The sequence below is a fragment of the Chromobacterium sp. Ag138 genome (genome assembly GCF_055181315.1).
In genome coordinates this window covers 1,745,807-1,768,070 of the sequence record NZ_JBUPWA010000001.1, presented here as the reverse complement: position 1 = coordinate 1,768,070, position 22,264 = coordinate 1,745,807, and the positions used below count along the sequence as shown (strand labels likewise).

At 63.8% G+C, this 22,264-nt stretch carries 25 protein-coding genes; 6 read left to right on the top strand and 19 right to left on the bottom strand.

Translation table 11 applies throughout. The features are described 5' to 3' along the window. Positions 1-238, top strand: a 238-nt coding sequence (locus ACY3GB_RS07955) for a hypothetical protein (RefSeq protein ID WP_463088278.1), incomplete at its 5' end; no start/stop codon positions are given. Positions 239-257: 19 nt separating this feature from the next. On the opposite strand, the gene ACY3GB_RS07950 is transcribed toward ACY3GB_RS07955, so the two are convergent. The 5 genes from ACY3GB_RS07950 to ACY3GB_RS07930 all read right to left on the bottom strand — a co-directional run bounded on the left by ACY3GB_RS07950 (position 258) and on the right by ACY3GB_RS07930 (position 3,770). Continuing rightward, positions 258-527 carry a hypothetical protein gene (locus ACY3GB_RS07950; protein ID WP_463088277.1) on the bottom strand — a complete coding sequence of 90 codons (270 nt, stop codon included), beginning with the start codon at positions 525-527 and terminating at the stop codon, positions 258-260. Continuing rightward, positions 524-916, bottom strand: a complete 393-nt coding sequence (locus ACY3GB_RS07945; RefSeq protein WP_463088276.1) for a phage holin family protein — start codon at positions 914-916, stop codon at positions 524-526. The genes ACY3GB_RS07950 and ACY3GB_RS07945 overlap by 4 nt, the downstream gene beginning before the upstream one ends. Before the next feature lie 5 nt (positions 917-921). After that, entirely contained in the window at positions 922-1,236 is a 315-nt protein-coding gene (locus ACY3GB_RS07940) for an ElaB/YgaM/YqjD family protein (protein ID WP_463088275.1), read from the bottom strand. 121 nt (positions 1,237-1,357) lie between these two features. Continuing rightward, entirely contained in the window at positions 1,358-2,659 is a 1,302-nt protein-coding gene (locus tag ACY3GB_RS07935) for an MFS transporter (RefSeq protein WP_463088274.1), read from the bottom strand. Positions 2,660-2,831: 172 nt separating this feature from the next. Beyond that, positions 2,832-3,770 carry a LysR family transcriptional regulator gene (locus ACY3GB_RS07930; RefSeq protein WP_463088273.1) on the bottom strand — a complete coding sequence of 313 codons (939 nt, stop codon included), beginning with the start codon at positions 3,768-3,770 and terminating at the stop codon, positions 2,832-2,834. Positions 3,771-3,909: 139 nt separating this feature from the next. Here ACY3GB_RS07930 and ACY3GB_RS07925 point away from each other — a divergent pair, with 139 nt between their 5' ends. Next, positions 3,910-5,409 carry an MFS transporter gene (locus ACY3GB_RS07925; RefSeq protein WP_463088272.1) on the top strand — a complete coding sequence of 500 codons (1,500 nt, stop codon included), beginning with the start codon at positions 3,910-3,912 and terminating at the stop codon, positions 5,407-5,409. A 42-nt stretch (positions 5,410-5,451) separates the two neighbouring features. On the opposite strand, the gene ACY3GB_RS07920 is transcribed toward ACY3GB_RS07925, so the two are convergent. The 6 genes from ACY3GB_RS07920 to smpB all read right to left on the bottom strand — a co-directional run bounded on the left by ACY3GB_RS07920 (position 5,452) and on the right by smpB (position 11,973). Continuing rightward, the gene (locus ACY3GB_RS07920) at positions 5,452-6,759 is read right to left on the bottom strand and encodes a sensor domain-containing diguanylate cyclase (protein ID WP_463088271.1); all 1,308 of its coding nucleotides are present in this window, start codon (positions 6,757-6,759) and stop codon (positions 5,452-5,454) included. 2 nt (positions 6,760-6,761) lie between these two features. Next, on the bottom strand, positions 6,762-7,679 hold the full coding sequence (locus tag ACY3GB_RS07915) for a hypothetical protein (RefSeq protein ID WP_463088270.1): 918 nt from the start codon (positions 7,677-7,679) through the stop codon (positions 6,762-6,764). A 21-nt stretch (positions 7,680-7,700) separates the two neighbouring features. Continuing rightward, a complete protein-coding gene (locus tag ACY3GB_RS07910) occupies positions 7,701-9,191 on the bottom strand; it encodes a 3-hydroxybutyrate oligomer hydrolase family protein (RefSeq protein WP_463088269.1) in 1,491 nt (496 codons plus the stop codon). A 302-nt stretch (positions 9,192-9,493) separates the two neighbouring features. After that, positions 9,494-11,077 carry a glutamine-hydrolyzing GMP synthase gene (guaA, locus tag ACY3GB_RS07905; RefSeq protein WP_463090926.1) on the bottom strand — a complete coding sequence of 528 codons (1,584 nt, stop codon included), beginning with the start codon at positions 11,075-11,077 and terminating at the stop codon, positions 9,494-9,496. 72 nt (positions 11,078-11,149) lie between these two features. Beyond that, entirely contained in the window at positions 11,150-11,500 is a 351-nt protein-coding gene (locus ACY3GB_RS07900; protein WP_463088268.1) for a hypothetical protein, read from the bottom strand. Then, positions 11,497-11,973 carry an SsrA-binding protein SmpB gene (smpB, locus tag ACY3GB_RS07895; protein ID WP_268750400.1) on the bottom strand — a complete coding sequence of 159 codons (477 nt, stop codon included), beginning with the start codon at positions 11,971-11,973 and terminating at the stop codon, positions 11,497-11,499. The genes ACY3GB_RS07900 and smpB overlap by 4 nt, the downstream gene beginning before the upstream one ends. A 177-nt stretch (positions 11,974-12,150) precedes the next feature. Between smpB and ACY3GB_RS07890 the strand changes: the two genes are divergently transcribed. Together ACY3GB_RS07890 and ACY3GB_RS07885 are read left to right on the top strand one after the other, a co-directional pair. After that, on the top strand, positions 12,151-12,588 hold the full coding sequence (locus tag ACY3GB_RS07890; protein WP_463088267.1) for a type II toxin-antitoxin system RatA family toxin: 438 nt from the start codon (positions 12,151-12,153) through the stop codon (positions 12,586-12,588). Further along, complete coding sequence (locus ACY3GB_RS07885) at positions 12,581-12,883, top strand: RnfH family protein (protein WP_463088266.1); 303 nt, start codon at positions 12,581-12,583, stop codon at positions 12,881-12,883. The genes ACY3GB_RS07890 and ACY3GB_RS07885 overlap by 8 nt, the downstream gene beginning before the upstream one ends. Positions 12,884-12,950: 67 nt before the next feature. On the opposite strand, the gene ACY3GB_RS07880 is transcribed toward ACY3GB_RS07885, so the two are convergent. From ACY3GB_RS07880 to ACY3GB_RS07865, 4 genes are all read right to left on the bottom strand, one after another. Next, the gene (locus tag ACY3GB_RS07880; RefSeq protein WP_463088265.1) at positions 12,951-14,672 is read right to left on the bottom strand and encodes a GGDEF domain-containing protein; all 1,722 of its coding nucleotides are present in this window, start codon (positions 14,670-14,672) and stop codon (positions 12,951-12,953) included. Between the two features lie 117 nt (positions 14,673-14,789). Then, complete coding sequence (gene ftsB, locus ACY3GB_RS07875) at positions 14,790-15,092, bottom strand: cell division protein FtsB (protein WP_046157160.1); 303 nt, start codon at positions 15,090-15,092, stop codon at positions 14,790-14,792. 4 nt (positions 15,093-15,096) lie between these two features. Beyond that, positions 15,097-16,380: a phosphopyruvate hydratase gene (gene eno, locus ACY3GB_RS07870; RefSeq protein WP_463088264.1), complete on the bottom strand. Its 1,284-nt coding sequence runs from the start codon at positions 16,378-16,380 to the stop codon at positions 15,097-15,099. A 156-nt stretch (positions 16,381-16,536) separates the two neighbouring features. After that, positions 16,537-18,177, bottom strand: a complete 1,641-nt coding sequence (locus ACY3GB_RS07865) for a CTP synthase (RefSeq protein ID WP_463088263.1) — start codon at positions 18,175-18,177, stop codon at positions 16,537-16,539. Positions 18,178-18,458: 281 nt separating this feature from the next. Between ACY3GB_RS07865 and rpmB the strand changes: the two genes are divergently transcribed. Together rpmB and rpmG are read left to right on the top strand one after the other, a co-directional pair. Beyond that, on the top strand, positions 18,459-18,692 hold the full coding sequence (rpmB, locus tag ACY3GB_RS07860; protein ID WP_011137003.1) for a 50S ribosomal protein L28: 234 nt from the start codon (positions 18,459-18,461) through the stop codon (positions 18,690-18,692). Between the two features lie 34 nt (positions 18,693-18,726). After that, positions 18,727-18,882, top strand: coding sequence for a 50S ribosomal protein L33 (rpmG, locus tag ACY3GB_RS07855; RefSeq protein WP_017506994.1), 156 nt, complete (start codon positions 18,727-18,729; stop codon positions 18,880-18,882). 138 nt (positions 18,883-19,020) lie between these two features. Here the strand turns inward: rpmG and ACY3GB_RS07850 are convergent, their stop codons facing one another. Genes ACY3GB_RS07850 through ACY3GB_RS07835 form a run of 4 tightly spaced genes read right to left on the bottom strand, consistent with a single transcriptional unit; the run spans position 19,021 to position 22,256 of the window. Beyond that, positions 19,021-19,893, bottom strand: a complete 873-nt coding sequence (locus tag ACY3GB_RS07850; RefSeq protein WP_463088262.1) for a uracil-DNA glycosylase — start codon at positions 19,891-19,893, stop codon at positions 19,021-19,023. Beyond that, on the bottom strand, positions 19,890-20,333 hold the full coding sequence (rimI, locus tag ACY3GB_RS07845; RefSeq protein WP_463088261.1) for a ribosomal protein S18-alanine N-acetyltransferase: 444 nt from the start codon (positions 20,331-20,333) through the stop codon (positions 19,890-19,892). The genes ACY3GB_RS07850 and rimI overlap by 4 nt, the downstream gene beginning before the upstream one ends. Continuing rightward, entirely contained in the window at positions 20,330-21,001 is a 672-nt protein-coding gene (gene tsaB / locus ACY3GB_RS07840) for a tRNA (adenosine(37)-N6)-threonylcarbamoyltransferase complex dimerization subunit type 1 TsaB (protein ID WP_463088260.1), read from the bottom strand. Before tsaB ends, rimI begins: the two co-directional genes overlap by 4 nt. A 31-nt stretch (positions 21,002-21,032) precedes the next feature. Then, positions 21,033-22,256: an EAL and HDOD domain-containing protein gene (locus tag ACY3GB_RS07835; RefSeq protein WP_463088259.1), complete on the bottom strand. Its 1,224-nt coding sequence runs from the start codon at positions 22,254-22,256 to the stop codon at positions 21,033-21,035. Positions 22,257-22,264: the final 8 nt, after the last annotated feature.

Below are 22,264 nucleotides of genomic sequence, written 5' to 3'. Positions count from 1 at the left end.
GGATCCGGATATTCAGCAAATGCAGCTGACGTTGAAGATGGTCAAGGAGTTCATCAAGCAGCAGGCGCAGCAGCTGAAGGACAAGCAAGACGTGCAAGATCAGGTGAAGGGCGCGGAAAAAGCGTTGGAAGACGTCGACAAGATTCTGAAGGGCGGGCCGGAAGCGGAAGCGGCGATGGGGGAGCAGATGAGCGCCAACATCGTAGATGCCGCAAGCAACATCAATGTGACCGCCTGAATTTCGAAAGCGGTGGATTTCAGCGCGCGAAGGCGCGCCGGACAAGCCGCCAGACTACCCATAGCCGGGCGCCGCCCTGCAGCCAGCGGCGCAGGCGCGGACTCGGCAATAGTTTGCCCAGCGTTTCCAGCGTCGAACCGAGCCAGCCTTCGCGCCACAGCGAGAAGCCTGAGCCGGCCAGCCGCATCGGCTGGAGCAGCCTTTCCTTCTCCAGCTTCAGTTTGATGCGCAGGGCTTCGCCCTTCATCACCAACAGCTGTTTCTTCAGTTCTCGGTCCTGCGGCGTCACGCGCGCTCCCCGCCAGGACCCAAGGCTGTCCAGTCTTTCCGGATTTCCTCAAGGGTGGTTGCGAATGGCGCGGATTGCCGGCGCATGCGTTGCCGCAGGCCCAGCAGAAGCGCGAGGCCGCCGCCGCACAGCAGCAGGGCAAGGCCGGCCATGATGGCCAGCCGCCATTCGGGCGGCGTCAGCGCCCACAGGGCGAGCACGGCGGCGATCAGGCCGCAGCCGAGCAGAACCAGGCCCAGCATGCCCTGCAGCAGATTGCCGACGATCTCGTCCTTCAGCTCCTGTGCTTCCAGCGTCAGCAGCTCGGCGCGGGTCAGGAACAGCGACGCCAAGCCGCCCGCGAACGAACGCAGGGTGCCGGGGCGGGGGGCTTGGGTGGGATCGGACATGGGGCTCAGCGGCGGGAAACCAGCATGCCCAGCAGGAAGGCGACGCCGGCGGCGATGCCGATGGATTTCCACGGATTGTCGTGGACATACTGATCGGTGGCCTTGGCGGCTTCCTTGGCCTTGCCGACCACGGCGACTTCGGCGTCGCGCAGCTTGGCCTTGGCGGTGCCCAGCTTGTCCGAGAGGCGCTTGCGCAGCTCCTTGGCTTGCTGGCTGCCGTCGTCGACGGTAGCGTTGATCAATTCCTCGGTGCTGCTCAGCACTTGGCGCACATCATCCAGCAATTGCTCTTTTTCCTTGGCGCTAGCGGCGGTGGACATGACTACCTCCTGGCGAATATTGAAAATAAAGCGATCCGGCGCGACTTGGCATGGCACGCCGCGCCGAAGTCCAAGCTAACAGGCCGGCGTGGCCGAGTCAAACTGCCGCGCGGACGGCCCGCTAATGTTGGTAGAGCGCTTCATCCAGCGAAGGTTCCTGCGGGCTTTGCGCCGCGCGGACGCAGAGCATGCCGGTCAGCGCCATCAGCGCGCAGTAGAGCACGCAGATCCAGGGGCTCCAGGGCATGGCGGCGATCAGCAGCAGCGGCGTGACGCTGGCCCACGCAGAGTAGGCGACGTTGTAGGTGAACGAGATGCCGGACACGCGGACCTCGGCCGGGAACATGGCCACCATGATGGACGGTACCACGCCGACGATGCCGCAGCACAGGCCGGCGAAGGCGTAGGCGAGGCCCGGCCAGCCCCAGCCGGCGATCAGGTCGGCGTACAGCGCGGCGATGCCGACCGGCAGCAGCAGGCTGTACAGGATCAGGCTGCGGCGCTGGCCGATGCGGTCGCAGACATGGCCGGCGATCACGCAGCCGATGTTGAGGAAGACGATGCCCACGCTGCTGAGCGCGAACGCGCGGTCGGCGTGCATGCCGAAGCGCTGCTGCAGCAAGGTGGGCGTCACCACCACCAGCACCACCACCGCCGAGGTGAGCACGCAGGTCAGCACCGCCGCCGGCAGCAGGGCGTGTTTATGCCGGCGCAGCACGTCGACCAGCGGATAGGCGGCGCGCTCGTCCTGGCGCTCCCGCATCGCCAGGAACACAGGCGTCTCGCTCAGCCAGCGCCGCAGCCAGACGCCCAGCAAGCCGAACGGCCCGCCCAGTAGAAAGGGGATGCGCCAGCCGTAGTCCAGCATTTCCTGCGGCGTGAACGCCCGCGCCAGCAGCGTGGCGGTCAGCGCGCCCAACAGATAGCCGAAGGTCAGGCCGGCCTGCAGCACGCCCAGCGCGTAGCCGCGGCGGCCCCGCGGCGCGTGCTCGGCGACGAAGGACCATGCGCTGGGGACTTCTCCGCCCACCGCCGCGCCCTGCAAGACGCGCAGCGACAGCAGCAGCAGCGGAGCGAGGATGCCGATGTCGGTGTAGGTGGGCATCAGGCCGATCAGCAGGCAGGGGCCGGCCATCATCAGGATGGTGAGGCTGAACACGTGCTTGCGGCCAAGGCGGTCGGCGAAGTGGGCCATCAGGATGCCGCCCAGCGGCCGCGCCAGGTAACCGGTGGCGAAAATGCCGAAGGTTTGCAGCAGACGCAGCCACTCGGGCATGTCGGGCGGGAAGAACAGCTTGCTCAGCGTGGTGGCGAAGAAGGCGAAGATGATGAAATCGTAGATTTCCAGCGCGCCGCCCAGCGCGGCCAGGCCCAGGGTCTGGTAGTCGGCGCGGGTGAGCGGGGTGGATTGGGAGTCAGTCATGGGCAATCACGGAGTGCTGGGGCCGCCGCCATGGGACGGCCGCTGTAAAAGGCCCCGCGGGCACGCCGGCGCGCCGCAATGCTGCGGGCGCGCGGAACCGTGGGACGGGGCGATTGGTTGGCATGGACGCCAGTTTAGCGCGGGAATCGCATTCCGCGGGAATAATAATATTCTATTTGCATTGCCTGGCCGCGGGGGCTTCGCCATTCGCTTCGGCGGCGGGCAGCAGGCGCGCGGCCAGAAAATCGATGAATGCCCGTGACTTGGGCGGCAAATGGCGGTTGGCGGGCCAGACGGCGGAGAATTTTCCGGGTTCGGCCGCGCAATCCTCCAGCACCGGCCGCAAGCGGCCGTCGGCCAGCTCGCGGCGGACCGCGAAGTCCGGCAGCCAGGCGATGCCCAGGCCGTCGCTGGCGGCGGCGACCAGCGCTTCTATGCTGTTGCAGCTGAGAAAGGCGTTCGGCTGCGGCGGCGAGCCGGCCGGGACGCGCAGCGCCCATGGCTGCAATTGGCCGTTGTAGGGGAAGCGGTAGCGCAGGCAGGCATGGGCCTGCAAATCATCGGGCCGCTGCGGTTCGCCGCGGCGGCGGAAATAGTCGGGCGAGCCGACCAAGGCGAAGCGGAACGGCCCCAGCAGCCGCGCCTGCAGCCTGGAGTCGTCCAGTTCGCCGCTGCGCACCGCCACGTCGACGCCTTCTGCCACCAGATCCACCATGCGGTCGCTGAAGTCCAGTTCCAGCGTGATTTCCGGATAGCAGGCATGGAATTCAGGCAGCAACGGCGACAGCATGCGGTGTCCGATCAGCGGCAGGCTGACTTTCAGGCGGCCGCGCGGCGCGGCGGCGCTGTGCGCCAGTTCGGCCGAGGCTTCTTCCAGTTCCGCCAGGATGCGGCGGCTGCGTTCAAACAGCAGCAACCCTTCCTGGGTCAGGTGGATGCGGCGGGTGCTGCGGTGAAACAGCCGCGCCGCCAGTTTGTCCTCCAACCGGCTGACGCTCTTGCTGACGGCTGAGGCCGATATTCCCAAGCGTTCGCCGGCGGCGACGAAGCTGCCCAGCTCCGCCGCGCGGACAAAGGCCAGCAGACCGCTCAAGCTGTCCATGCCGTTCATGCTGCGGCTCCTTTGCTGATAAAATTTCATTAATCAGATGACATTGTGCCTGTTTTTCCATGCAATTGCGCTGCCTATCATTTGCCGTGTCAAAACCCGCGTTTGGCGATGGCCGCGCGCTGGATGAAAGGAGAGGCGAATGCAAAGGAAGCAAATGGAACGGCATGGCGGGAAATGGTCGGTGTTGGCGGCGGTTTGTCTGGCCGCGCTGGCGCTGCCGTGGAGCTTTGTCGGCGGCGCGGTGGCGACGCCGGCTATCGGGCGGGAACTGGGCGGCAGCCCGCAGGCGCTGGGGTGGGTGACCAGCGCCTTCATGCTGAGCTTCGGCAGTTGCCTGATGGCCGCCGGCGCGCTGGCCGACCAGCATGGCCGCAAACGTCTGTTCGGCGTCGGGATCGGCGGGTTCGCGGCGTCGTCGCTGGCCATCAGCCTGGTGCCGGACTTGTGGTGGCTGAATGGCTTGCGCGCCATGCAGGGGCTGGCCGCCGCCGCGGCGATGGCCGGCGGCTCGGCCGCGCTGGCGCAGGAGTACGAGGGGGAGGCGAGAGCGCGCGCCTTCAGCTTGCTGGGCACGACTTTCGGCCTGGGGCTGGCCTTTGGCCCGTTGCTGTCCGGCTGCCTGATCCAATGGCTGGGCTGGCGCGCCATCTTCGCCTGCGGCGCGGCGATCGGCGTGGCGGCCCTGTTGCTGGCGCTGCCGCGCATGCGCGAATCGCGAGATCCGGACGCCGCGGGTCTGGATTGGCCGGGCGCGGCCAGTTTCACCTCGATGCTGGCCTTGTTCACGACAGCGCTGCTGCAGGGGCCGCAGCAGGGATGGCGCAGTCTGTCGGTGCTGGCGCTGCTGGGAGGAGCTCTGGGCTTGCTGCTGGCCTTCATCTGGCTGGAGCGGCGGGCGGCGCGGCCGATGCTGGATCTGTCCTTGTTCCGCTACCCGGCCTTTGTCGGCGCGCAATGCCTGCCGCTGGCCACCAGCTATTGCTATGTCGCCTTGCTGGTGCTGCTGCCCTTGCGTTTCATCGGCATCGATGGGCGGGGAGAGGCTGACGCGGGACTGTGGATGCTGGCCCTGTCGGCGCCGATGCTGGCGATGCCGTCGCTGGCGGTCTGGCTGACGCGCTGGTTTTCCGCCGGCTTCGTTTCGGCAGGGGGCTTGCTGGCGGCTGCGCTGGGGCTGGCCGGCCTAAGCCAGGCGGAGGCCGGCTCGCCCGCCATGGCGCTGGCGCTGCTGTTGATCGGCAGCGGCAGCGGGCTGCCTTGGGGGTTGATGGACGGCTTGTCCGTCAGCGTGGTGCCCAAGGAGCGCGCCGGCATGGCCAGCGGCATCTTCAGCACCACCCGGGTGGCGGGCGAGGGCATGGCGCTGGCGGTCGTCAGCGCATTGATGGCCGGCCTCACCGGCAGGGCGCTGGACGGCGTTGGCCTGAGCGCGTCGACGGCCGCCGCGCAGCGGCTGGCCTCCGGCAATCTGGCCCAGGCTCACGCCCTGCTGCCGATGGCGGATATCGGCAAGCTGGCGCAAGCGTATGACTGGGCTTTCCAGCAATTGCTGTATCTATTGACCGCATTGACGCTGCTGTCGGCTTTGATGGTGTCGGCTTTGTTGAGGCGGGGGAGCGGAAAGGCGCGCTTGGCCTAGCGGAACGGGCAAGGAAAAACGTTACCCGAATCTCCCGCAAGCTCAGCGCACGATATCCGGAGCTTCCGAGCAGACTCTGTTGCGCCCGGCCTTCTTGGCCTGATACAGGGCCTCATCCGCCCGCTTCACCAGATCGTCCGCTGTTTCTCCCTTGCGCAGAACCGCAACGCCAAAGCTGCTGGTCTTGCTGCCAATCTCTGAGAAGGTGTGCGCTTGCACGCTGGCGCGCAAGTGTTCGGCCAGGCGCAAGGCCTGTTCCAGAGTGGTCTGAGGGCAGAGGATCAGGAATTCTTCTCCGCCCCAGCGGCCCACCGTGTCGGTCGGCCGCACCGTGCGGCTCAAGATGCCGGTGAATTCCTGAAGCAAGGCGTCTCCGACCAGATGCCCGCGGCTGTCGTTGACGGACTTGAACTTGTCGATGTCGGCCAGGATCACCGCCAGCGGGCGGCTGTCAGAGTCGGCCAGCGGCATGGCGCTCTTGAAAACCTCGTCCAGGCCCCGGCGGTTGGCTGTGCCGGTCAGCTTGTCGGTTAAGGCCTGCCGGGCCAGCTGCTGGTGGGCTTCGAGCAGCTCGGCCGTTCGCTGCGCGACCTCCTGGCTCAGAATCTCGTTGTGGCGAACCTGGAATTCGTGCGCCTTTTGGAGTCGGCCATAGGCATCGTTGAGCCTGTCGACCAGCACGCTCAGTTCATCGCGCGGTCCTTGCGGGCCCCGGCGCAGCACAAAGGGCGTGAAACGCTTCCCTGGCTCGAACGACTGGGCGAACTCCGCCATCTGCGTCAAATGCCGCGTGATCATCCATGAAATCAGCAAGAGGATGCTGATCGAAGTCACCAGCGACTTGCCGCTTTGCGTCGCCAGCACGATGCCAATGCGATCAAGGGTGCGGCGATAGAGCGTGTGCAGGTTGGGCGCAATGTAGATCTTGCCAACGACCACCCCATTGCGCCGCAAGACGTACTCGAAGCGCCTTCCCGCGCCAGCATCAAGCTGCCCGGTTGTCAGCATGGCCGACTGGCTGGGACCGTAGTGGATCGTGGCGCCGGCGACCCAGGGTGAATGACCGATGCCATCGAGCTGCACCTGCATGCCGGCGACGTTGAAGTTCCAGGCCGCATCGGCAATGCCAGGCAACTGGCTCTGCTCGATGTAGCGCATGCCCTGCTCGAGTTCGGACACATCGCGTCGGTAGTCGAAGAACAACTGCACCGAGGTCGCGATCAGCGCGGCCGTCGTGCTGATGCAGAGGATCCAGACCAGCATGCGCCGCGCCAGTCCACGCGGCGCGAGGAAAATCAACAGGAAGTTGCGCAATCGGGCGCTATCCCTGGCCTGGGGCTTTGCATCCATGCTTACTTCGCCTGCCTGCGGAACGGTGAATAGCGGGCGTAGACTGCTTCGTAGCGGTTGGCGGCTTCCGGATCAAGCAAGCGGGCTTCCGCGTCGATCCACGGTGGGCGCCTGCCAGCCTTGGCGACGACCTCATTGACACGCTTGACGATTTTTCGTCCCCACGCTCCCTTGGTGCAAGCGGCATACCCGACCGTGTATTCAGGGTGGCCGGCGATGGGGAGGTAAATAAATTTGACCGACGGCGGCAATTTCAGGTGCCTGGCGAACCAATAGACCTCGTCCGGATAGGCGATGATGTAGTCTACCCATCCGCTGGCCAGCTGGTTGAAAGGCGCCACGTCGTCGGCACTCGTCTGAAGGATGTTCTTTTGCCCGGCTGTCCTCGTGAAAGCGGACAGAACGACGGGCGGGTAGCCCCGCATCTCTTGTCGGACGGTGGTCAGCGATAGGTCTTGCATCAGCCGGGCGATGTCCATGGCGCCGTCGGCATTGCGGTAGGCCGTCAGACGGGCCGCCCGGTCGGAGCGCGCGACGATGTAATACGGCAGCACGAATTCGACCGGATTGCTGAATTCCATATACGCTTCGCGCTCGGTCGTCTTGAGCAGGCTGGGCTGGCAAACGTGCTCTCCCTGCTTCATCAGGCCGGAGACGCGCGCCAAGCTGGCGCGCTCGATGACGTTGTGGTACTCGGGCGTGCGCTCAATGAAATATCGCAGAAACACGTCAGCGTATCCTTGGCCCTTGTCGGGGCCGTCGATAATGGTGACCGGTGGATTGCCCGGCATTTGCCATCTGATGGTGTTGTCGTCGGCCCGAGCGTTGGCGCTCATCATCAGATGGCACAGCGCCATTCCTGCGCCAACGAGCGTCCAGGAAGAGGCGGTCTTCATCTTCCCGACGGTGGCTTGCAACATTTCCGTATCCCTTTCAATACACTAGCGATCGAGCCTGTGGTTCCTGGCCGGCTCGATGAGTTTCAGCAAATTCGGGCAGTGTCCCAGCTGCGTTGGCGCATCGCTGATCGCCCCGCCGCGAGCGACGCACTGGCCGGGCGGGAGCGGGGTTTTCTGTTCGACAAAGCGGACAAGCAGATCGAAGGCATGCTGCGCGTGCGGCTCGATCAACTCAAGCTGAGGGAAGAGGGTGGCGTAGCGCTCGACGTGATTGCCGTTCTGGATTTCGTAGAGCCGATAGGATTGGGCATGCGCGCCGCCTGCCGCGGCGACCTGCCGCGCATAGGCTCGCGCATGGTGATCGATGGGCAGCAACGCATCCATGGTGCCGGCGACCGTGATCAGCGGACGCTTGATCTTGCCGTCGGTGGCGATGGCCGCCACATTGTTTCCGACCGCAGAGGCGGACAGCCGCGCCAAGTAGTTGTAGCGGCCTAGCTCGGAGCCATAGGTGTTGTAGCTAGGGTCCAAGCGTTTTTGCCATTGGCACTGCGTGGGCTTCCAAAATGAGTCAGCGTGCATGCCCCATAGCGAGGCCGGGCCGTTTGCTGTGTCGGCGACGAGATCGGGCGGATAGCCGGCCGCCATGATGTTCAACGCGGCGGTGCTCGTCGGGGAGAAGTCGGAGGCGAGATAGTCGGGGTAGTTGAGGATCGCCGGGGGCAGGTCAGTCAACAGGTTCGGCCCGCGGGGATCGACGAAAGTGCCTGCCCACTCCACGCCGCCGTCGAAGTATTCCGGCGCGGTTTCGATCGCGCGGCGCACCTGATAGCCGCCGTTCGACGCGCCGACCGCATAGGTATAGCGCGGCTTGCGGCCATACTGCGCCTCTACGCCGCGGCGCGCCAGGTCAGAGGCCATCACCATGAAGTCGCGCCAGCGGGTGAACTCCTGGCCAGGATCGTCATCGTAGTAATGGACATAGCTCGGCTTATCCAGAGTCCCGGTTCGGCAGGCCAGCCGATCCTCCGCCGTGCTCGCGTACGCGCTGAGCGCGCCCTTGTTTTGCGACGCATAGGCATAGCCCTGCTGCAGCACGTAATCGCTCCAGACGAAGTCGCCGTTGAATTCGCTGCGGGCGCCGGAAGCGCCGGCCACGACAAGGCGGCCGTTCCAGTCCTTGGGCAGCCGCAGCAGGAAGCGCGCCTGCCCCAGCGGATCCTTGGCGAAGCGGGCCTGAATCTGCAAGCCGGGGACCATCTTTTTGATGGGCGGTCTGTGGGCGGGATCTGCCACGAGTATGTCGCGGTCGGCCTGCGGCATGAACGCCAAATGAGGCAGGCCGGGCAGCGAGTCGTTGGCCGGCGTGGTGTTGGGATTGCGGGTCGTCAGATCGGGGCTTTCGACGCAACTGGCGTCGGCGAGTTGCGAGTCCAATTTGCGGAGCAGGCGTTCGCAGGCGCTCTGTTCACCGGCAGTGGCCGCGCCAGCGAGCAGCAGCAGGGCAAGGGCGGCGGCTGTCGATTTCCACATGACTCGTTTCCTTGGTTTGATGTTTTTGTAGCCAGCTCAGCGGTAATCGCCCGGCAACCCAACGGTTACGTGATGCCATTGGTGATGCAGAATAACTGAATCGTTTGTCCTTTCCTAGACACCTCGAGAGCCTTGCGCCAGGTCCAGCAAGGAGGCGTCATGAGCAAGCCGCAGCCCACCCTGGACTCAAGCGTGTCTAGAGAAGCGGGGGCGACTCGGATGTCGCCAAACGGAAAAGCAAAAAAGCCCGCAATCATGCGGGCTTGTGTGTGTTTTGGCGCCTGTCGGCGCCAGGCCTCAGATCATTCCCACTCAATGGTCGCCGGCGGCTTGCCGCTGACGTCGTAGACCACGCGGTTGATGCCCTTCACCTCATTGATGATGCGGTTGGACGCGCGGCCCAGCAGGCTGTACGGCAGCTCGGCCCAGTGCGCGGTCATGAAGTCGCTGGTCACCACGGCGCGCAATGCGACGACATAGTCGTAAGTGCGGCCGTCGCCCATCACGCCGACGGACTTCACTGGCAGGAACACGGCGAAGGCCTGGCTGGTCAGCTCGTACCAGTTCTTGCCGGTCTTCTCGTCCACGGTATTGCGCAGCTCTTCGATGAAGATGGCGTCGGCCTGGCGCAGCAGGTCGGCGTACTCCTTCTTCACTTCGCCGAGGATGCGCACGCCCAGGCCCGGGCCCGGGAACGGGTGGCGGTAGACCATGTCGTGGGGCAGGCCGAGCGCCACGCCCAGCTGGCGCACTTCGTCCTTGAACAGCTCGCGCAGCGGCTCCAAGAGCTTCAGGTTCATGTCTTCCGGCAGGCCGCCCACATTGTGGTGGCTCTTGATGGTGTGCGCTTTCTTGGTCTTGGCGCCGGCCGATTCGATCACGTCCGGATAGATGGTGCCCTGGGCCAGCCACTTGGCGTTGGTCAGCTTGCCGGATTCGCGGTCGAAGACTTCGATGAATTCCGCGCCGATGATCTTGCGCTTCTTCTCCGGGTCGGACTCGCCTGCCAGCTTGGCCATGAAGTCGGCTTCGGCCTGCACGTGGACCACCTTGACGCCCAGGTTCTGGGCGAACATTTCCATCACCATCTTGCCTTCGTTCAGGCGCAAGAGGCCGTGGTCGACGAAGACGCAGGTGAGTTGATCGCCGATGGCGCGGTGGATCAGCGCGGCGGCTACCGAGGAGTCGACGCCGCCGGACAGGCCGAGGATGACTTCTTCGTCGCCGACTTGCTCGCGGATCTTCTTCACCGCTTCGTCGATGTAGTTGGGCATGGTCCAGCTGGGCTTGCAGCCGGCCACGTGCAGCACGAAGCGGTGGATCATCTCGGTGCCGCGCTTGGTATGGGTCACTTCCGGGTGGAATTGCACGCCGTAGAAGCCGCGGGCTTCGTCAGCCATCGCCGCGTACGGGCAGGACGGGGTTTCGGCGATCACTTGGAAGCCGGCCGGCAGCGCGGTCACCTTGTCGCCGTGGCTCATCCATACGTCGAGGAAGCCGTTGCCGGCGTCGTCGATCTGATCCTGCAGGCCTTCCAGCAGCTTGGAGTGGTGGCGCGCCTTGATCTGGGCGTAGCCGAACTCGCGTTTGTCGCCGCTTTCCACCTTGCCGCCCAGGGTCTGGGCCATGAACTGCATGCCGTAGCAGATGCCCAGCACCGGCACGCCCAGCTCGAACAGCTTGGGATCGGCCTGGTAGTCTGACTCGTACACCGAGTTGGGGCCGCCGGACAGGATGATGGCCTTGGGCGCGAAGGCCTTGATCTCTTCGATGGGCATGTCGAAAGAATGAAGCTCACAGTAAACGTGAGCTTCGCGTACGCGGCGGGCGATCAACTGGGTGACCTGGGAGCCGAAGTCGAGAATGAGGATCTTGTCCATGCCTATCCTTGAAAAGTAATGCAGGCCGTTAAGGCCATTATCGTCAATGCTGAAAATTATTCTGTGGTTTCGGGGTGCTCAGTCTTCGCTGGGCGGCAGCCGGCGCGGCGGCTCCGAGCGCTCCGGCACGCGATCGCTGCGCGCGATCAGCAGCAGCGCGCCCATCAGCACCATGCCCAGCGCCACGAAGTGGGTGGCGCGCAGGCCGAGCTGGTCTATCGCGTAGACGCTGGCGCCGGCGTAGGCCAGCATCGGGCTGGTGACCAGCGTCGATTTGTTGAAGCCGTCCAGCGCGAATAGCAACACGCCCGCGGCGAACAGCAGTAGGGCGAGCAGGGTGGAGGTGTTGGGCAGCAGGGCGGTGCTTTTCAGGAACCAGACGCTGCCCAGGCAGATCAGGGCGATGGGAAGGGCCGCGCCGCGCTTCATGCCGCGCCCCGCTGGTTCTTCATCACGCGCTGTTTTTCGCGCTGCCATTCGCGGTCTTTCTCGGTGTCGCGCTTGTCGTGCAGCTTCTTGCCCTTGGCCAGGCCGACCTCGGCCTTCACATTGCCCTTGGCGTAGTGAAGGTCCAGCGCCATCATGGTGTAGCCGGCGCGTTCCACCTTGCCGATGAAGCGGTTGATCTGCTCCTGCGACATCAGCAGCTTGCGCGGACGCACCGGGTCCGGGTTGACGTGGGTGGAGGCGGACTGCAGCGGAGTGATGTGGCAGCCGATCAGCCAGAAGGCGCCGTTTTTCCAGTCGACGTAGCTTTCCTTCAACTGGACGCGGCCGGCGCGGATGGCCTTGACTTCCCACCCTTCCAGCACAAGCCCGGCCTCGAGTTTTTCCTCGATGAAGTAGTCGTGGAAAGCCTTGCGGTTCTGGATGATGCTCATGTGTGGCGGGTTCCTTTGAATCCGGCATTGTATCAGAAGCCGGGCCGCAACCAAAATCGTGTCTTTTCAGTGGCTTGATGTGAAAGGACTTGGTTGCGGGCGCGCCGTGAAGCCGGAATGGGCGGCAATAGGCGCTTTTTGCTAGAATTGCGGCTTGATTGTCAGTTTCGAGACCCCGGCCGCGCCGGGTTTTTGCCGATGCAGCTTGTCGAAAAGAGCGTCCTGGTGGCGCATACGCCAGCGCAGATGTTTGCGCTGGTGGACGATATCGAACATTACAGCCGCTTCCTGCCCTGGTGCGGCAAGGCGGAGGTGTTGTCGCGCGACGGGGGGCAGGTGGTGGCCAGCCTGCATATCGATTACCTGAAGGTGCGGCAGCACTTCACCACCCGCAACCACAACGTGGAAAACGAATCGATCCGGATGGAATTGGTGGAAGGGCCGTTCGAGTTGCTGGAGGGGCTGTGGCATTTCAAGCCGCTGGGCGATTTCGGCTGCAAGATCGAATTCAGCCTGCGTTACCAATTCTCCAGCCGCATTCTGGAAAAACTGATCGGGCCGGTGTTCGGCCATATCTCTGGCTCGCTGGTGGATGCCTTCATCAAGGAAGCGGACAGGAAGTACGGGGATGACTGAGCGTTTGAGGGTGGAAGTGGCTTATGCCCGGCCGGATCGGCAGTGGCTGGTCGAGGTGAGCCTGCCTGCCGGAGCGGCGGCGGCGGATGCGGTGCGCGCATCCGGCATTCTGGCATCCTGCCCGGAGCTGGATGAGGCGGCATTGAAGCTGGGGGTGTTCGGCAAGGCGGTCAAGTCCGACGCGGTGCTGCGCGATCGTGACCGGGTGGAGATCTATCGTCCGCTGCTGGCCGATCCCAAGGAGGTGCGCAGACAGCGCGCCGAGGCGGGCAAGAGGATGAAAAAAGGCGGTTGAGCCTGAAGGATGGAAACAAAAAAGGATGGCCCGGAAGCCATCCTTTTTTTATTGCGGAAACGCCGTCTCAGCCGGGCATGTCTTCGGCCGAACAGACGCGGTTCTTGCCGTTGATCTTGGCCTGGTACATCGCGTGGTCGGCGCGCTCCAGCACGTCGGCCTCCTGCTCGCCGAGGTGCCAGCGCGCGACGCCGGCGCTGAAGGTGATCAACAGCTTGTCGTTGTTGGCCAGGAAGAAGGTTTTGGTCAGCTCGCGCTGCAGCCGTTGCACGGCCTGCACCGCTTCGGTTTCCGGCGTGTCCGGCATCAGGATCACGAACTCCTCGCCGCCGAAGCGGGCGACGATGTCGGCCGGGCGCAGGGTGAGCTTGATGGTGTCCACCAGATATTTCAGCGCGTCGTCGCCGGCCAGGTGGCCGTAGCGGTCGTTCAACTGCTTGAAGTTGTCGACGTCGATCAGCGCGACCGACAGCGGCGCGGCGGTGCGCTCGGCGCGGCCGATCTCGCGCTGGAAGTATTCCGCCAGGCCGCGGCGGTTGTAGGCGCCGGTCAGCTGGTCTTCCTTCACCTTGGCGCTGGCGGCCTCCAGCGCGGTTTCCAATTCTCTGATGCGGCGTTCGGCCGCCTCCACCTGCTCTTTGGCGGAAACCAGCTCGTCGCGGGAGCGGGTCAGGTCCAGCTGCATGATGGAGGTGTCTTCCATCAGCGAGCCTATGATGCCGCTCAACTCGTCGACGCCGGGCATCTGCTTCAGCTTTTCGCTGTGCGCCTGGATCTTGCCGTGGAATTCGTCGGTGCTGTCGGTCATCATCGCCAGCCGGCTGACGAAACGGTCCAGCAGCGCGCGCAGCGAGCTGGCGGCTTCGTCCAGCGAGGTCTTCAGCATGCCTTGCTTGCGGATCACCTCTTTCAAGCTGGTTTCCAGCTGGTAGATCTGCTGCATGGACAGCGGTTCGTGAGACAGGATTTCCTGCAGCGAGCTGACCTGGCCGAGCAGGTACTCGTCGGAGCGGTTCAGCTCGGCGACATTGTCCAGCATCAGCTTGAGCAGATTGGCGAGGCCGGTGGCCAGGCGTCCCTCCTGCTGGGATTGCAGCTCCAGCTTGATCATGAACGCCCTGAGCTTGGGCATGAACACGTTCAGGCTGGCATCGTCGGCGATGCCGTCCAGCTCCTGTAGCAGCGTTTCCAGGCCGTCCACCAGATCGGGGTAGTCGGCCAGGCGCGGCTCCAGGCCATGCTTGAGCGCGAAGGACAGCGTGCGCTGCCATGCCTGCCAGCTGCTTGCCGTCTCGGCGGACTGCTGGTCGTCGGCGTCCAGCGCGGGCAGAGGATCGGGAGGGGGGAGGGTGCGGCTGGATGGCGCGGCGTTCCAGTTTTGCAGCAGGGCGACCAGCTTCTGGTTGAGCTCTTCGGGCTGGTTGCCGTAATTGATCAGCACCCGCTCCAGCGTGCTTTGCTTGTGGTGCTGGGGGAGGTCGGGCTGGCGCAGATCCCAGCTCTTGACCAGGGTCTGGATCAGTTGGCCCCAGCTTTGCGTCAGTTGCTGGGCCGAGAAAATGCCGCGCAGGAAGTCGATGATCAGCTGGGGGGCTTGCTCCCAGCGGTTTTCATCCAGCACCTGGCGCAAGCGGGTCATGGTGACCTTGGCCTGGACATTGTCTTGGGGCAGCGTTTCCAGGGCCCGCAACAGCAGCACAGCCAGTTTGTTGTCGCGCCCGATGGGGGTTTGCGTCAACTCATGGTAGACCCGCTCGAAGTTTTCAGGTGTCGGAAGCAGCTTGCGCATGGATAGCTGCTTCAGGGTTTCTCTTGCCACTTCGATGGGATTCTGTGTCGTCATTGCCCAAACCTTGGTGCTTTTAAGGCGGCCTGCCATCATCGGTCGTCAGTGGGTGGGTGTGCGTTATCGACGGTTCGCCGCAGAGGAGGACTTGCTGGGATCCAGCAACTGGAAAAACACCTCGCCGTTGCGAATCATGCCAAGTTCGTTCCTAGCTCTTTCTTCGATCGCGTCACTGCCTTGTTTCAGATCGCGCACTTCTGCGTCCAGGGCGGCGTTGCGGGCGACCAGCTTTTGGGTGGTCGCCCGCTGTTCTTGCAGCTGCTTGTCCAGCTGCCAGACCCTGAGCCAACTGCCCTTGCCGAACCAGAGTGGCCATTGCAGGGCGAGGATCACGGTTACCAGGGTCACGGTCAGCCAGCGCATGCAATTACTTCAAATGGTAGAAAGCGGCACGGCCGGGGTAGTGGGCGGCGTCGCCCAGTTCTTCCTCGATGCGCAGCAGTTGGTTGTACTTGGCCATGCGGTCCGAGCGCGACAGCGAGCCGGTCTTGATCTGCATGCAGTTGGTGGCGACTGCGAGGTCGGCAATGGTGCTGTCCTCGGTTTCGCCGGAGCGGTGGCTCATAACGCAGGTATAGCGGGAACGTTTGGCCAGATCAACTGCTTTCAGGGTTTCCGACAGCGTGCCGATCTGGTTGACCTTCACCAGCAGCGAGTTGGCTACGCCCTTGGCGATGCCGTCTGCCAGGATTTTGGGGTTGGTGACGAATACGTCGTCGCCGACGATCTGCACCTTCTGGCCCAGGCGTTCGGTCAGCAGCTTCCAGCCTGCCCAGTCCTGTTCCGCCATGCCGTCCTCGATCGAGATGATCGGGTACTTGTCGGCCAGGTTTTCCAGGTAGTCGGCGAACTCTTCCGAGCTCAGCGACAGCTTTTCCGCGGTCAGGTGGTACTTGCCGTCGCGGAAGAATTCCGAAGCGGCGCAGTCCAGCGCGATCATCACGTCCTGGCCGGCCACGTAGCCCGCCGCGTCCACGGCTTCCAGGATCAGCTTGATCGCGTCTTCATGGCTTTCCAGGTTGGGCGCGAAGCCGCCTTCGTCGCCGACGGTGGTGGCGTAGCCATGGCGGTCGCAAATCTTCTTCAGGTGATGGAAGATCTCGGCGCCCATGCGCAGCGCTTCGCGGAAGGTTTGCGCGCCGACCGGAATGATCATGAATTCCTGGATGTCCAGGGTATTGTTGGCGTGTTCGCCGCCGTTGATGACGTTCATCATCGGCACCGGCAGCGCCATCGGGCCGGCGCCGCCCAGGTAGCGGTACAGCGGCAGGCCGGCGTCTTCGGCGGCGGCGCGGGCCACGGCCATCGAGACGGCCAGCATGGCGTTGGCGCCGAGGCGGGATTTGGTCTCGGTGCCGTCGAGTTCGATCAGGGTTTTGTCGATGAAGGTCTGGTCGGAGGCATCCAGGCCGATGATGGCTTCGCAAATCTCGGTGTTGATGTTGTCAACGGCCTTCAGCACGCCTTTGCCCAGATAGCGGCTCTTGTCGCCATCGCGCAGTTCCAGGGCTTCCCGGGTGCCGGTGGAGGCGCCGGACGGCACCGCCGCGCGGCCCATGACGCCGGATTCCAGCAGCACGTCCGCTTCCACGGTCGGATTGCCGCGGGAGTCCAGGATTTCGCGAGCTACCACGTCAACGATCGAACTCATTGTCTTTCCCTTCATAGCTTTCAGTTGAACTTGCAGAGGGCGGCCCGCCCGAAGGATCGGGCGGACATTACCAGCTGTGTATTACAGCGAGCGCTCAGCTTGGGATTGTGCCGCCCACGCTCGTCCGGCGCATTGAGCGTGGTCAGCAACTGCCAATCAGCCGGCTTGCTTGTCGGCCTGGTGCGCCAGCGCGGCCTTCACGTAGGCGATGAACAGCGGGTGGCCGTCACGCGGAGTGGAGGTGAATTCCGGGTGGAACTGACAGGCGAAGAACCAGCGGTGATTGGACAGCTCGATGGTCTCGACCAGCTTCTCGTGGCCGGCGGAGCGGCCGCTGATGGTCAGGCCGGCCTGCTCCAGGCGCTGGATGTAGTAGTTGTTGACCTCGTAGCGGTGGCGGTGGCGCTCGGTGATTTCAGCGCTGCCGTACACGCGCGCGGCCAGCGAGCCGGGAACCAGGTCGCATTGCTGGCCGCCCAGGCGCATGGTGCCGCCCATGTTGGAGTTCTCGTCGCGTTTTTCGATCTTGCCGTCGTGGTTCACCCACTCGTCGATCAGCGCCACCACCGGGAAGTTGGTGTCGAGGTCGAATTCGGTGGAGTTGGCGCCGGCCATGCCCGCCACGTCGCGGGCGTATTCGATCAGCGCGATCTGCATGCCCAGGCAGATGCCGAGGTAGGGAATGTCGTTCTCGCGGGCGAATTTCACCGCCTTGATCTTGCCTTCCACGCCGCGCTTGCCGAAGCCGCCTGGCACCAGGATGGCGTCCATGTCGCGCAGCGATTCGGCGCCGTCGCGCTCGATCTCTTCAGAGTCGACGTAGATGATGTCGACCTTGGTGCGGGTGTGGATGCCGGCGTGCTTCAGCGCTTCGGTCAGCGACTTGTACGACTCGGTCAGGTCGACATACTTGCCCACCATCGCGATCTTGATCGCGTGGTCAGGCTTTTCGATCGCGTCGATGATGTCGTTCCAGGCCGACAGGTCGGCCTTGGGCAGGTCCAGTTGCAGCTGTTCGGCGATGATGTCGTCGATGCCCTGGGCGTGCAGCATGGCCGGCACTTTGTAGATGGAGTCGGAATCGTAGCAGCCGATCACCGCGTTCTCTTCCACATTGCAGAACAACGCGATCTTGCGCTTTTCGTCTTCCGGCAGCTCGCGGTCCATCCGGCACAGCAGGATGTCCGGCTGGATGCCGATCTCGCGCAGCTCCTTCACCGAGTGCTGGGTCGGCTTGGTCTTGATTTCGCCGGCGGTGGCGATGTAGGGCACGTAGGACAGGTGCACGTACAGCGTGTTCTTGCGGCCGTGGTTGGAGCGCATCTGGCGGATGGCTTCCAGGAAGGGCAACGATTCGATGTCGCCCACTGTGCCGCCGATTTCGACGATGGCGACGTCGGCGTCGGCCGCGCCTTCGCCCATCTTCAGCTTGATTTCGTCGGTGATGTGCGGGATCACTTGGACGGTGCCGCCCAGGTAATCGCCGCGGCGTTCCTTGGTGATGACCGATTCGTACACCTGGCCGGTGGTGAAGTTGTTGCTCTTCTTCATCTTGGCGTGGATGAAGCGCTCGTAGTGGCCCAGGTCCAGGTCGGTTTCCGCGCCGTCTTCGGTGACGAACACCTCGCCGTGCTGGAAGGGGCTCATGGTGCCCGGGTCGACGTTGATGTAGGGGTCGAGCTTCAGCATGGTGACTCTCAGCCCGCGGGATTCGAGGATCGCGGCGATGGACGCAGCGGCAATGCCCTTGCCCAGGGAGGACACCACGCCACCGGTTACGAAGATGTACTTGGTCATGAGATTACGGCTCTGTGGGAATCCGGGATTTTACCCTGAAATCGAACGAAGTTGAATCACTTGCTGCATCTTGTTGCTGACTCTTGGTCGGCGCAGAATGCAACACTCACTATAGACACCCGGCGATAAAGCTCGCATGGCTGTGGCGAATCCGTTACAATGCCCGCCGACTGTTTCATTATGAGAGAGCGCCCGTCAACGCGTCGGGTGCTCGTTCCGCTTGAATTACTGGCTTTTTATATGTTATAAAGCCAGCTTTTACCGGTTTTGGGAGTTTAACCATGGCGCGTGTTTGCAAAGTCACCGGCAAGCGTCCGATGACCGGGAACAACGTTTCCCACGCCAACAACAAGACTAAACGTCGTTTCCTGCCGAACCTGCAATATCGCAAGTTCTGGGTGGAAAGCGAAAACCGCTGGGTGCGCCTGCGCGTATCCAACGCTGCACTGCGTACCATCGACAAGGTGGGCATTGATGTAGTGCTGGCTGATCTGCGCGCTCGCGGCGAGATCTAAGCGGTCAACCAGATAAAGCACTGAGGTATACATCATGCGCGATAAGATCAAGCTGGAATCCACTGCTGGTACCGGCCACTTCTACACCACCACCAAGAACAAGCGCACCATGCCGGAAAAAATGGAGATCAAGAAGTTTGATCCCGTTGCCCGCAAGCACGTTCTGTACAAAGAAACCAAGCTGAAATAAGCTGGTTTTGGGTTGGTAAAGAGCCCTTCTCTGGTGCACGGAGAAGGGTTTTTTGTTTGTCCCGCCGGCGGCTTTGCCGGCAGTGCGCGAAAAAAGCCAGTCATGCGACTGGCTTTTTTCATTGGGTTTCCGGTTTTGTCAGGATTCGGCCTGGCGGAAGATTTTCCTCGCCAGCAGCAGATCCTGCCAGGCTTTGGCCTTGTCCGGCTGGTTGCGGAGCAGGTAGGCGGGATGATAGCTGACCACCAGCGGCACGCCCTGGTAGCGATGCACCTTGCCGCGCAGCCGGCCGATGGAGTCCTCGGTTTCCAGCAGCGTCTGGGCGGCGAAGCGGCCCAGCGCGATGATCAGCGTCGGCTGAATATGGCGGATCTGTTGCAGCAGGTAGCCGTTGCAGGCGGCGATTTCGTCCGGGGCCGGATTGCGGTTGCCCGGCGGGCGGCACTTGAGCACGTTGGCGATATAGACGTCCTGGTCTCGCTCCAGTCCCGCGGCGGACAGCATATTGTCCAGCAGCTGGCCGGCGCGGCCGACGAAGGGTTGGCCTTGCCGGTCTTCGTTTTCGCCCGGCGCCTCGCCTATCAGCATCCAGCGCGCTTGGGGATTGCCGCGGCCGAACACCGTCTGGGTGCGGGTTTCGCACAGGCGGCAGTCCTGGCAGTCGGCCACCTTGCGTTGCAGCAGGGGCCAGTCTACCGGCGCGAGTTCGGCGCGAACCTCGGCGCGCAGCGGCTCGGTGGTAGGCGTCGGTTCGACGAAGTCCGGGATGATGGGGGCCGGCTCGGGCGCCTGCGCGGCGATCGGCGGCGGCGCGGTCGGCTCCGCTCCGCGGGCGGCAAGGGATTCGGCTGGCGGCGCTGCCATGGCCATGGCGGGCGGCTCAGTTTGTGCGGCGTCTGTTTGCCGCGACTGGCGCAGCAGCTGCGCCGGGTGTTGCTCGAACCACCCGGCGCGGGGCTGCCAGGCAGGTCCCAGGCCCATTTCCTGTCGCTGCAGGCTGGCGCGGCTCATAGCGACGCCTCCATCAGGATCGCGTGCTCGCGGCCGCCGCTGACGGGATAGTAGTTCTTGCGCAGCCCGCACTGGCGGAAGCCGCAGCGCTGGTAGAGCTTGCGGGCCGGCGCATTGCTTTCCCGCACTTCCAGAAACAGTCTGTGGCAGCAGTCGTCGCGCAGGTTCTGCAGCATGGACTGCATCAGTTGCAGCCCGAAGCCTTGGCTCTGGTGCGCTTTGGCGATGACGATATTGAGAATTTCCGCCTCGTCCAGCACGCGCATGATCAGTGCGAAGCCCATCAGCGAGCCGTCATTGCCAAACAGGCCATAGCAGGGGTAGCCGGCGGCCAGGCTGTCACGGTACTGCCCGACGCGCCAGGGGTGTTGCGTCGCCTGCTGTTCCAGATCGGCCAGTTGCTGCGGATCGGAGGGGTGGAAGAGGCGGACCGAGCTCATCGGCTGCGCGCCTGCTGTTGTTCGATCGAGGTCAGCGCCACCTTGTTGCGCACGTAGAGCAGCTCGGCCTCGCGCGGATGGCGCGCGGGATAGCGGCCGCTTTCCGCCAGCCGGATATAAGCGGCGGCATGGGGGCGGGCATGGGGCGACAGCGGCAGGCGCTCCCGGGCATCCGCCAGCAGTTGGGGATAGCTGTCGAAACCATCGCCGGCGAGCATGGAGACGCCTTCGGGCAGCGACACGTCTTCCGGCGAGACCACGGCGATCGGGCTGAGCCGTTGCCAGTCGGGTCCGACGCGGTACAGCGCGCTGTAGACCTGCTGCATGCGGGCGTCGAAACAGACCTGCACCAGCCCTTCGCCAGCCTGCCAGGCCAGGTTGTCCAGCGTGGGGACGGCGGTGACGGGCAGGTCGGCGGAGTAGGCTAGCCCCTGGGCGATGCCGCAGGCGATGCGCAGGCCGGTGAACGACCCCGGACCCTGGCCGAATACGATGCCGTCCAGCGCGTTCAGCGAGACGCCCGCCTCGGCGAGCAGCCGCGACACTTCCGGCAGCGTGCGCTCGGCGTGCTTCTGCTCCACGCATTGGTGGAAAACGAGCGTGTCGTCGCCGTGGCTAAGCGCGAGCGACAGGTAGGTGGTGGACGTATCCAGGGCTAACAGTTTCATTGGGCGTGATGCGACCTTGCAAGGCAGGGAATTATAAGCCCAGTTCCTCTACCCAGGCGAGCGCGGAGATATGCGCCTGGTTCAGCTGTTCGGTGGACAGGCCCAATTGGTCGCACAATTGCGGCACGCCGTCCATTTCCCCATCCTCGCAGGCGCGGGCCAGCTTCAGGTAAAGGCTGATCGCGCCGCGCTCATGCAGCAGGGCATCCATGACCTGAGGCGGGAGCTGCAGGTGCTCGATGATCTTGTCCATCGGCATGTCGAACAGCACATCCAGCAGGCTGAACAGGCCGACGATGAATAGATTGTCGTTGACGTCGTGGCGCTCGCCCAGCTCGACGCCCAGCAGCTCCATGAAGCGGCCGCGGGTGATGGCAGTCTTTTGCAGCGCCGGCGGGGCGTTGTTGTCATCGGAGGCGGTCACCAGCAGCAAGGTCAGCCAGCGGTACAGTTTCTGGTAACCCAGAACCGTGACGGCATGGGAGAAGGAGCTGATCGTGGTGTTGAGGCCGGCGGCGGCGGAGTTGACGTAGCGCAGCAGCTTGTAGGATAGGGCGACGTCGCGTTTGAGGACCTGCTCGATGTCGCGGATGTCGGCGTCTATGCGCAGCAGGTTCAGCAGCTCCAGCGTGTTGCTGAAGGCCGGATGAATCACCTTCGCCGCCAGCGTTTCGGGCCGGGCGAAATAATAGCCCTGAAAGCCGTCCATGCCGAGTTCCTTGCACAGGTGGAACTGGGCGTGGGTTTCCACCCGTTCGGCAATGCGGATCAGCGGGTAGCTGCGCAATCGCGCGGCCAGCATCTGGAAGCGGGTGGTGTCCTGGCTCTGAATATCCAGCTTGACGTAGTTGGCGAGTTCCAGAAAGGCCGCGGCCGGGGATTCGAAGCTGAAGTCGTCCAGCGCGATGCCGAAACCCATGGAGCGCAGATGGCGGGCGCGGGACAGCAGCTCGTTGCTGGGCACGATGCGAGGGGACAGGTCCAGGATGATGCGGCGAGGCGGCAGCAGCTCCAGAAAGTCGCTGTTGAGCATGGTTTCGCCGACATTGATGAAGGCCAGCTTGTTGCCGATCAGCCAGCTGGTTCCCATATTGTTGAGCGTGTTGACCAGCACGTCGGTGTCAGCCTGAAGCTCTGAGTGGCGGCCGACCCCGACCGCATCCCCGTTGGGACGAAAAAGCAGCTCATAACCTATGAGCTGCTGGTTGCGGTTCAGTACCGGCTGCCTTCCGATGAAGGCGGTGTTGGTGGTCATCACTGCAC